At 42.7% G+C, this 7,890-nt stretch carries 8 protein-coding genes; 1 reads left to right on the forward strand and 7 read right to left on the reverse strand.

All coding sequences use genetic code 11. The features are described 5' to 3' along the window. Nucleotides 1-124: 124 nt before the first annotated feature. The 7 genes from FH976_RS14980 to FH976_RS15010 form a co-directional block, all read right to left on the reverse strand. Entirely contained in the window at nt 125-1,555 is a 1,431-nt protein-coding gene (locus FH976_RS14980) for a phosphomannomutase (protein ID WP_194091595.1), read from the reverse strand. A 65-nt stretch (nt 1,556-1,620) separates the two neighbouring features. Continuing rightward, nucleotides 1,621-3,024: a mannose-1-phosphate guanylyltransferase/mannose-6-phosphate isomerase gene (locus tag FH976_RS14985; RefSeq protein WP_194091596.1), complete on the reverse strand. Its 1,404-nt coding sequence runs from the start codon at nt 3,022-3,024 to the stop codon at nt 1,621-1,623. A 143-nt stretch (nt 3,025-3,167) separates the two neighbouring features. Further along, nucleotides 3,168-3,611 (reverse strand): ISAs1 family transposase, encoded by a 444-nt coding sequence (locus tag FH976_RS14990; protein WP_324187445.1) that lies wholly within the window; start codon nt 3,609-3,611, stop codon nt 3,168-3,170. Nucleotides 3,612-3,699: 88 nt separating this feature from the next. Beyond that, the gene (locus FH976_RS14995; protein WP_194091597.1) at nt 3,700-4,149 is read right to left on the reverse strand and encodes a GDP-mannose mannosyl hydrolase; all 450 of its coding nucleotides are present in this window, start codon (nt 4,147-4,149) and stop codon (nt 3,700-3,702) included. 2 nt (nt 4,150-4,151) lie between these two features. Then, nucleotides 4,152-5,117, reverse strand: coding sequence for a GDP-L-fucose synthase (fcl, locus tag FH976_RS15000; protein ID WP_194091598.1), 966 nt, complete (start codon nt 5,115-5,117; stop codon nt 4,152-4,154). Nucleotides 5,118-5,131: 14 nt separating this feature from the next. Further along, nucleotides 5,132-6,235 carry a GDP-mannose 4,6-dehydratase gene (gmd, locus tag FH976_RS15005; RefSeq protein ID WP_194091599.1) on the reverse strand — a complete coding sequence of 368 codons (1,104 nt, stop codon included), beginning with the start codon at nt 6,233-6,235 and terminating at the stop codon, nt 5,132-5,134. Between the two features lie 289 nt (nt 6,236-6,524). Next, on the reverse strand, nt 6,525-7,466 hold the full coding sequence (locus FH976_RS15010; protein WP_194091601.1) for an NAD-dependent epimerase/dehydratase family protein: 942 nt from the start codon (nt 7,464-7,466) through the stop codon (nt 6,525-6,527). 105 nt (nt 7,467-7,571) lie between these two features. Between FH976_RS15010 and FH976_RS15015 the strand changes: the two genes are divergently transcribed. Next, nucleotides 7,572-7,890, forward strand: a 319-nt coding sequence (locus tag FH976_RS15015; RefSeq protein WP_194091600.1) for a helix-turn-helix domain-containing protein, incomplete at its 3' end; no start/stop codon positions are given.

A 7,890-nucleotide genomic window follows, 5' to 3' on the forward strand; every position in this document is an offset into this window, starting at 1 on the left:
GACGGATTATGACATTCCAAAAGATTAAAAAATAAAACCATTGCCCAAGTCAAATAACGGAAAAGGCTTGGGACATGGTCTTTAAAAATACTATTGACTTTAGGTCAGAGGGACTTCTCTGCTCTTACCATTCGCTCACGTTAATCTGCTGGATATTAGCAAGCGCCTTCTCAACCAACTGATGAGCCTTTTCTACCGTTGTGGATTCTGCGTAGCAACGCAGCTCCGGTGCGTTGCCAGAAGGGCGTAAATGAAGAATATCACCACTATCTAACGTCATACGTAAACCGTCGGTCGTGTCTACTTTTGCCACCGCAATACCCTCAAAACCCAACGTATTGATTAAGCGTTGTTCTTGACCTAACGCTTTAACAATGATTTCGTGGCTTTTTTCTGTTGCAAAATTTTGAATGCGGTCGCTGTCGGTATAGCGAGGTTCCAGTGCATTGACAAGCTCCGCTATTCCAGTTTCTCTGGCCGCCGACAAAAGTAGAAGCGCAGGCAAGACAGCATCGCGTGTTGGCAGTGCTTTTAACACCTTTCCATTCATCTTGACATCGCTGCCAAGCAAAAAGCCACCATTCGCCTCAAAGCCAGCAACGCTCTGGTAGTTTTTCGTTAGCTCACCAAAAGCTTCTATCACATATGGCGAACCAATTTTGGTGCGAGTGACTGTCTTAAATTGTGATGATTGGTCAATTACTGTATTGCAACTCACTGGGAGGGCTAAAGCCTCTATTTTCATCGCTTCAGCACACAGCAAACCAAGAATGTCACCGCGAAGCCACTCACCATGTTCATCGGCAACTAGCGGTCTATCACCATCGCCATCTGTTGAGAAGATAAAGTCCAGATTGTGCTCTTTTGACCATGATCGAGCTTTTTGTTTATCAACCTCTGCCACCGCCTCAGTATCGATAGGAACAAACTCATCGGTGCGCTCTAGTGAAATCACCTCAGCACCTAGTATTTCAAATAACCTTTGATACAAGTCACGACCAGCACTGGAGTGTTCATAGATTCCTACTCGCTTACCTTTGAGTAAGTCTTGATCGAAAAGCTCGGTATATCTCGTAACATACTGCTCAGCAGCTCGGTTCGATATTTGTAGTGCTTTTAACGTTGGTAGTTCAAATACAATTTCAGCATTGAGGATGGCTTGCTCATCAGCTTTTGTAATTTCACCATCTGGTCGGTAAAATTTAATGCCATTGCGGTCAAAGGGAATATGACTGCCTGTAATCATGATACAAGGTATTGAATCTTGCATTGCAGAGAATGCAAGTGCAGGAGTTGGGATAACACCGTAGTAGACAGCTTTATATCCCATGGCTTCAACAGCAGCAATAGTTACTTGTGCCATGGAAAGGCTACTTGGGCGATTATCAATCGCAACAGCGACAGTCTGAAAATCAAAACTACCTTTAATACCACTGGTAAAGGCATAGGCAAACGCAGCGCAGGCTTCGGGAGTAAATTGCTCAACTAAACCACGTGCACCGCTGGTTCCAAATTGAATACCCGACTCTCTAATGACCTTCTTTGAAATCAACATAACAAACCTTAAATAAAAAACGAACCAATCATATCTTGACCATTAAAGGCGAGGACGCGACCCGGTTAATAACCAACTCCATATTCTTCTATACGGACGATATCATCTTCTTCTAAATAATTACCTGATCTGACTTCAATCAAGTGTAAGTCAACCTTACCAGGATTCTCGATTCGATGAGGAGAACCAAGAGGAATATAAGTTGACTCGTTTTCGCTAACTAAATACGTCTTATCAGCATTGGTCACCCTAGCTGTGCCTTCAACGACTATCCAATGCTCGGCTCTGTGATGGTGTAGTTGTAAAGCTGTTTTCTCACCAGGTTTAACTCGTAGGTGCTTTACGTGATAACGGTTACCCTGAACTATTTCATCATGAGACCCCCAAGGACGATAGACTTCACGATGTTGCTGAGCTTCACTTCGGCCTTCTTTTTTCAGTGCATTCACAATGCTCTTCACATCTTGTACTTTATCTTTGCCCGCGACCAGAACCGCATCTTTGGTTTCAATCACCACAAGATTTTCAACACCGACGGTGGAAACGAGTTTATTTTGAGAATAGATATAGCAGCCCTGAGTCTGCTCGGTCAAAACATCCCCTTGGATCACATTACCTTGTTCATTCTTTTCGGAGACTTCCCACAAGGCACTAAACGAACCAACATCGCTCCAGCCAGCATCCATTGGAACAACCAATGCATCATTGGTTTTTTCCATCACTGCATAATCTACCGATTCATCAGGACAGGCTAAAAACGCCTCTTCATCCAGGCGGATAAAGTCCAGATCACGACGCGAGCCATTAATGGCTAATTCACACGATTCTAGAATATCTGGCCGGTGTATTTTTAACTCCTCAAGGTAGCGAGAAGCTTGAAATAAAAACATACCACTGTTCCAGTAATACTCTCCACTCCCTAAATAGGATTTTGCTGTGTCTAAATTTGGCTTTTCAACAAACTCAGCCACCTGATAAGCATTGCCCTTCTTTTCGCCTTGTTTGATATAACCGTAACCCGTTTCAGGTTTTGTCGGCACAATACCAAACGTCACCAAATTACCGTTTTGAGCTGGCTCAACGGCTTTTTGAACCGAATCAATAAAGGCAGAGGTATCTTGAATAACATGATCTGCGGCCAGCACGAGAAGCAAAGGATCATCCCCAGTTTTTATCGCTTGAAGCGCTGCTAGTGCGATCGCTGGCGCAGTATTACGTCCTGCTGGTTCTAAAATAATGCCGCTGCACTCTACAGCTTGCTGGCGAAGTTGTTCTGCGACTAAAAAACGGTGTTCATCATTACAAATCAGCACCGGGCTTGAATGCTCGATCCCATCAAGACGCTTTAACGTTTCTTGAAGCATTGTTAAATCGCTGGCTAAACTAATAAACTGTTTGGGAAATAGGCTACGGGACAAAGGCCACAAACGGCTTCCAGAGCCTCCTGCCATAATTACGGGAAGAATCATTAATAATTACCTTTCAGGTTGTAGCCTCAACTCTCAACTCTCAACTCTCAACTCTCAACTAAGAAAAGTTACGGCAGACTTGTGATTAGGGCTACTAACTTAATTTTCAATTTAGTCACACGGAAACCGCATGAACATCACCGTCACGTAAGGCTTTCAAGAACCTTACTTAGGTAGTTTTCGTCCATTGCGCAGTTCATGCGTTTACGTTTAATACCACCTTTAAAGGTGGTGTCGCTCTTTAATAGGTTCAAGCACATCTGCCTGAACCTTGCAAAAGCCTCTGCTCGATCGTCCGCTCTAATACGAGAGTTGTCCTCACAAAATGTGGTATCAAGCGACCAATGCATGACCTCTACACCCCAGTGAGAACGCGTCGCTTCAAGTAACATTTGAGCTTCCAATTCTTTAGAGCATATGTAGTATCGAATACTCGCATCTTGCTCTGTTACTATTACCAAAATCGATGATGCCGCCCCAGCCATCGTGACCGACAAAAAACCACAAGTTGTCAGCAAAATAATGTCTGATAATTTGTGTTCTATTTTGCTTTCTTGTCGATAGTCTTTAATGATTTGGAAATGCATAAATGGGTTGGTTAACAACGACCTTCATGCGGTTTCCCTAAATTTAGTCACTTATAGTAAAATATAGCGCTCAAAGCAACTTATAGAACTAAAGAAAGTACGCTTTAGTGTTGTCATGAACTTCGGTTGAGCTAAGAAGCTCAACAATGTTCCACCATCGATAATCGCAATGCTGTTCAGAAGGTAAGTCTGAGATTTTCCCATTCCAGACGACTTTATACCCTAATACAACATAATGAGTGGAGAAAGCATCACCACTAAAATTATCGGTGTAAAGGTGCTCATATGGGCCTAAGAAGGACGCTTGAGAGAGCATGATTTGCTCTCCCAATTCGTTTTCAGTCAAACGACAAAATGCAGATTCGAAACGTTCATCTTTTAAAATTCGCCCACCAGGTACAAACCAATACCCCTGAGCAGGACGATTGTTGCGATAACCGAGTAGAACCTGGCCTTTCTCACTTTCAACAATCAAATCGACAGAAATCAGAGGTGTTGATGCGACGACTGTTTTAAAAGTTTGCAGATCAAGCATCATAATTATTTTCTAAAGCTATCCTGATTTTCAAGAAACCATTGATACGTTTCGGTAAGGCCAGCTTCCAGATCAACATTGTAGCTCCATCCCAAACCAGCTAGTCTCGAGACATCCATTAGCTTACGCGGTGTGCCGTCTGGCTTAGTCGTATCAAAGACAATATGACCTTCAAAGCCAACTACTTTGGCCATAGTCTCGGCCATTTCGCGGATAGTGCAATCTACTCCGGTACCGACGTTAATGTGAGATAACATCGGCTCGGTGTTCGCTTCATAAGTGTCGTTCTCAAGCTCCATTACATGAATACTTGCCGCAGCCATATCGTCGACGTACAAGAACTCTCGCATTGGCGTGCCGGTTCCCCAAACAACGACTTCTTTGTCGTTGTTTAGCTTGGCTTCATGGAAGCGACGCATAATCGCGGGGATCACGTGAGAGTTTTGAGGGTGGAAGTTATCATTCAAACCGTATAGGTTTGTTGGCATCACACTGCGGTAATCGCGGCCATATTGACGATTGTACGATTCGCACAACTTAATGCCTGCGATTTTTGCTATCGCATAAGGCTCGTTTGTCTCTTCAAGAATACCCGTCAGTAGTGCTTTCTCCGTCATTGGCTGTTCTGCAAGTTTCGGATAAATACACGATGAACCCAAGAACAACAAATGTTGAACATCATTGCTGTGAGCGGCATGAATAATGTTGCTTTCAATCATCAAGTTCTGATAAATAAACTCAGCAGGGTAGGTATTGTTGGCATGAATCCCCCCTACCTTTGCCGCTGCCAAGTACACCTCATCAATGCGCCCTGAAGCAAAAAATGCATTCACTGCCGATTGGTTAGTCAAGTCTAGCTCACTGGATGTACGCATTAATAGTTCTACATCATCACGTACTTCAAGCTGACGAACAATTGCAGAGCCAACCATCCCACGATGGCCTGCAACAAATACTCTTTTCTTTTTCATCTGGTTCATAGTGCTTAGCTTTCCAAAGAAATCGACACGTCAAAGCCGTGCTGTTTCAAGATAACATGCTGCTTAGCTTGAGCAACATCCGCTTGAACCATTTCAATACACATTTCTTCGACTGTGATTTCTGGAACCCAACCAAGTTTTTCTTTTGCCTTCGTTGGATCGCCTAACAATGTTTCAACCTCTGCAGGGCGAAAGAATTTAGGGTTCACTTTAACAATGACATCACCCACATTAACCGCTGGTGCTTTGCTTGAGTCGACAGCTGTGACCGTTGCGATTTCTTCTACGCCCTCACCTGTGAACTCTAGTTCAATTCCGGCTTCTTTGGCAGACATACGAACAAATTCACGCACAGAAATTTGTTTACCCGTTGCAATAACGAAATCATCAGCTACATCTTGTTGCAGCATCATCCACTGCATACGAACGTAATCTTTTGCATGCCCCCAATCACGAAGTGCATCCATATTGCCTAGCTGAAGACAAGATTCTAAACCTTGCGAGATGTTTGCAATAGAACGCGTAATCTTGCGGGTTACAAATGTTTCACCACGACGCGGCGATTCATGGTTAAACAAAATACCGTTACACGCATACATGCCGTACGATTCACGATAGTTTACCGTGATCCAGTACGCGTACATCTTAGCAACAGCATAAGGAGAGCGAGGGTGGAAAGGCGTAGCTTCACGTTGAGGAATTTCTTGTACTTCACCATAAAGCTCTGAAGTCGATGCTTGGTAGAAACGCGTTTTCTTTTCTAGGCCGTTGATACGGATAGCTTCAAGTAGCCGAATAGTACCCATTGCATCGACATCTGCCGCGTATTCTGGAGATTCAAATGAAACAGCAACATGAGACATAGCACCTAGGTTGTAGATCTCGTCTGGCTGGATTTCTTTTACTAAACGAATGAGGTTTGAAGAATCAGTTAGATCGCCGTAATGAAGGTGTATTTTATCACTATTTTCGATGGCAGAGTCGATACGCTCAGTATTGAACGATGACGCTCTGCGAATGAGGCCATGAACCTCATAACCTTTTTCTAGCAGTAGCTCTGCCAAATACGAACCATCCTGGCCTGTAATACCGGTAATAAACACTTTCATATTGCTTACACTCTCTTTAATAATTCACTTTATACCCTGAGAAGGGAGTGAAAGTGCCTTCCTTGGAGACACTCTCAACCAACTTAAGCCTTCTCAGAACTTAATTTCTTATAACCGCTCATATATCGAAGCTTGTTAGTCGCTGTTCTAGATTTAACACTTTTGAGCTATCAGCGTGTTAAATGTAGGAGTAAAGTATGTGTGGCTGATGCTGTTTTACCCAAGCGCAAAAATCTGAGACCATAGGTCCTCTACCCACAGCAATCTATTTCAGTAAGAGGGGCTGAACCTATTTAAACTCATGCTTAACCATCCGCTTTAATCCCTCTTCTAACGAGTAAGGAGGAGTAAATCCTGAAGACATTGCAGCTGTTGAGTCTATAGTCGTATCTGCACAGAACTTCTGAATTCGCACTGAACTGACAGGAAACTTCTTACCAGTGATCTTCGATAAAACATCAAAGGCATAGCCTCCAATAAGACCGATACTGTATGGCACTTTCATATTATTGGCTGGGATATTCATTTCTTCTCGTACGATTGATGCTATCTCTGAAGAAGACAAATCGTCCTTATCTGCGTAATTATACACATAATAACCTGGCTCTTTCTCTAATTGTACTTTTATGAACTCAGCCACATTACCAACATACCCCATTGACTTACAATTCTTTCCGTCGCCGATCATTAGGAATCGACCAGAAACAATCTGATTGATCAGATTGTACACGTTACCTCGATTGTTTTCCCCAAATACTACCGCTGGACGAATCGTAATTAAAGTCGATGTTGAGTTATCTGCATGCCAAGCATTGAATATCTTTTCAGCTTCTAGTTTAGTGCGCCCATATTCATTAAATGGTCGCGGTTCCAATTTCTCGTCTGGTGTGCCCCGATTCAAACCGTATATCGCAACGGAACTCGTAAATACAATGTTTTTAACGTTATTTACCTTGGCTGCCTCTACTACATTTAGGGCTCCAATAACATTAACATCATGATACAAAGACAAAGGTGTAACGTTATCTGCATGCTCAGCTGCTAGGTGACAAATAACATCCACGTCTTCACAAGCTTTGGTTAAAGCGTCAATATCACGAACATCACCAACTATCGTCAAATCAGTATATTTATCACTAGTGTTTTTGTCATAATTTACAATTTGCAAGCCACTTGAATTTGTCAATAAGTCTAATAACCTAGTTCCGATAAAACCACTTCCGCCCGTAATTAAAACCTCCTAGATTCAAATTGTAAGTGCATAACTTGTTTTGGCTAGATTAAGTGGTCAGTTGCTCATAAACTAACTGCTTTTTCTCCGGCAAGAGATTTTACAATGAGACATTACAAACAACTGACCTATGCGCAAAGATGCCAGATCGCCGTTCTAAAGAAAAGCGGTTTTACGCAACAAAGTATTGCTGAGCTAACTAATTTATCGCAATCTACGATTTCAAGAGAGCTTTCTAGAAATACAGGTAAGCGAGGTTACAGACACAAACAAGCTCATGAGCGGGCTTTGTTTCGCCGAAGAAGTGTAAGAAAACCGCTTAAGATGACACCTGAAATGATAGCTTTAATTACCCAGAAGCTTAATGAGAAGTGGAGTCCTGAACAAATAACGGGATGGTTACGCAAAGAAAGTGAACTGTCTG

The sequence above is a fragment of the Vibrio hibernica genome (assembly GCF_015223435.1).
Classification (GTDB): domain Bacteria; phylum Pseudomonadota; class Gammaproteobacteria; order Enterobacterales; family Vibrionaceae; genus Vibrio; species Vibrio hibernica.